The sequence below is a fragment of the Vibrio sp. 704 genome (assembly GCF_033339295.1).
This window is the reverse complement of record NZ_JAWOUH010000378.1, coordinates 1-743: the sequence shown is the minus strand read 5'-3', so window position 1 is coordinate 743 and position 743 is coordinate 1. Positions and strand designations below refer to the sequence as shown.

Annotated in this window: 1 protein-coding gene and 1 pseudogene; both read right to left on the bottom strand. The window is 44.7% G+C overall.

Going from position 1 to position 743, the window contains the following annotated elements; genetic code table 11:
• On the bottom strand, positions 1-454 hold a 454-nt coding region (locus tag R7R24_RS26585; protein ID WP_318120100.1), incomplete at its 3' end, for an aminoglycoside phosphotransferase family protein.
• A 165-nt stretch (positions 455-619) separates the two neighbouring features.
• Positions 620-743, bottom strand: a pseudogene (locus R7R24_RS26580) (transcriptional regulator); the annotation flags it as partial.

Sequence of the window (743 nt, the reverse complement as noted above, 5' to 3'; positions counted from 1 at the left end):
ATAAACGAGGAGCAGGATGTGCGGTATCAAAATCGAATACACCAACCACGGTTTCACCATTTAGTGCAACATTGTATGGCATAAAATCCCCATGACAAATCACCTCTTGGGGGACTCGATCAGGTAACATCCAATGACACACTTCGCTTTGATGTGAAATGAGAAAATGTTCTGAAGCATCATGCATTCTACGCAACATTTTGGCCGCGGATAAAAGTGCAGTAACAGAAGCAATAGAACCTTGCAGTGGATAGTTGAAGGTATCTCCTTCCACAAAGCTCAGCCACTCTTTACCACCCTCAATCCCAATCACTTTGGGGCATTGCGTGAATCCATTGGAATGAAGGTGATTTAACAACTGGTGGACGGTCATCGTCCAAGAGCTTGCCGGACGACTAACGCGATCACCTGTACGATAAATGGCATTATCCCGACCACCTTGTAGCATTTCCATGACTTTTCCTTGTTCGATCAGATTTGGGGCGACGATTGAAACAAGCGTCATTTTATACCTTAAGTAACGAATCTTGTTTTAACTGCCGCCCAAAAAGCACCCAACTTTGTTAGCTCAATCGCAGGAAACCACTTTCACTTATTCGAAGATGCAGGACTTTTAAGCTTATAGACTTTGCATGACCCAATGAGTAAATGCCTCAACTTGCGGTTTATCGCTTTCCCTTACCACCATATGATGCGCGCTGGCGCTTGGCATTGACCATCCACCAATCGGAACCAAAAGTCCT